We start from the raw sequence: 1,586 nt of genomic DNA on the forward strand, positions 1-1,586 counted from the left end.
AGGAGCCGGCAGCGCCGGCGTTCATGCGACCTTCGACGTACCGTAGACGCACGGATCACATTGCAACGCAATTCGCGCTACAACGCAGTTCGCGCCGGGGCAGACCATTTCAGTACGGAAAGATACTTCATTTCGGTGGGCCGCAGAGCAATCTGCGGCCATTTTGCTTTCTGACCACATTCGCGGGTGATCGCGGAATTCCGCCGTAAGACCAGCCCGTCGCTCGGCCCTTTGTCTTACTCGGCCGGGGCCGCCCGTCCATGCGTTTACGCGAGGGACTGGCCCATTCCCGCGCGCCCCGGTAACGCACCAGCAGCCAAATGGCGCGTTTCAGCGTGGAAAGAAAAGCCCGACCCAGAGATAGGATCGGGTTGAAAGGTCAGGCGACGAGACGCAGCGCGGCTTCCGCTTGTTTCGTAGGCGCAGGCGTGCCGATGATCCGCCGAAGCTCCGCTGCGACGCTGTCCAGCACCGAGCGCTTCTCCTGCATGCGCGGGCTGTGAACGTAGACCCGGCCGGTGACGCTGGGCACGATGGCCTCGTTCTTCTTCACCACGGCATGGTCGAGGCACTTGGCAATGGCGGCATCATCAAATGCGAGATCACCGGCCAAGGTCGCCGCCGTCCGGCGCAGATCGTGCGGCGTGAATGGCTTGAGGCCCAATAGCTCACAGAGCCCGGGCGTCTTGGTCTTGTCCTTGTTCTTCTCGTGCTTGGTGCCCCGCAGCGCCGTGGCCATCGCCGTGCGGTGGATCGGCTCGCCCTCGTACACGGGGCTCTCGAATACGAACTGCTGATCCTTGGAGGCCAGCGCCTCCCTGATGATCTCCACCGCGAGGCTCGACAGCGGCTGCTGGATCACCCGCCGTTTCTTCACACGCTTGAGCGGGACATCGAAGCGCGGGTGCTCGCCGTCGAGGTCGAACAACTCGGTCCGGTGCGCGCTGAGAAGTTCGTTCGAACGGAGCATGGTCACCAATTCAAGCTTGAGCGCGAGGCGGGTCCGGCGGTCCCAAGGCAGGTCGTCGCGGTCGAGGCCATGCCAGAAAATTCTGATCTCGTCCTCGGACAGGACGCGGGTGCGCGGGTGCTCCGGGTCGAGCTTCGGCAGGTTGACGCAGGGGCTGGCAGTCACGTAATCGCGGCCTGCTTCCGCCGCCCAGTTGAACAGGCCCGACGCGGCTTTGCGCATGTGACGCGCGTTGCTGACCGAGGGAACGCCGAACTTGCCCGCCACGATGTCGTTGGACAGGGTCGCGATGTCATGTTTGGTGACGTCTCTCGCGAGTGTTTTGCCGGGCACCGAGGAAGCGGCGCAAATGGCTCGCCGTGTTTTCCCAAGCTTCCGGTCGGGGCCGCATCTCGCCGTCCGGCTTCCTGACCGGCGTTTTCATCCAGTCGATCCGCTCCTCAATGATCTCGGCGACCGTCTTGCCGCGCTTCGCCTTCTCCGCCTTCTGGTCGCGGAAGGTCTCGGCGAGTGCCTCGCCGCCCATGCCCTTGAGGCTGTAGACCTTGCTGCGAGCGTCCTCGACGGTAAAAGTCTCTGGATTGTAGACGCCGAGCCAGCCGGTGCGTTGCTTGCC

At 63.9% G+C, this 1,586-nt stretch carries 1 protein-coding gene and 1 pseudogene; both read right to left on the reverse strand.

Going from position 1 to position 1,586, the window contains the following annotated elements; all coding sequences use genetic code 11:
• Nucleotides 1-379: 379 nt before the first annotated feature.
• Complete coding sequence (locus IVA82_RS08975; protein WP_247493256.1) at nt 380-1,303, reverse strand: site-specific integrase; 924 nt, start codon at nt 1,301-1,303, stop codon at nt 380-382.
• A pseudogene (locus tag IVA82_RS08980) lies at nt 1,263-1,586 on the reverse strand (integrase); the annotation flags it as partial. The gene IVA82_RS08975 and the pseudogene IVA82_RS08980, both read right to left, overlap by 41 nt.

This window comes from Bradyrhizobium sp. 142 (assembly GCF_023074015.1).
Taxonomy (GTDB): domain Bacteria; phylum Pseudomonadota; class Alphaproteobacteria; order Rhizobiales; family Xanthobacteraceae; genus Bradyrhizobium.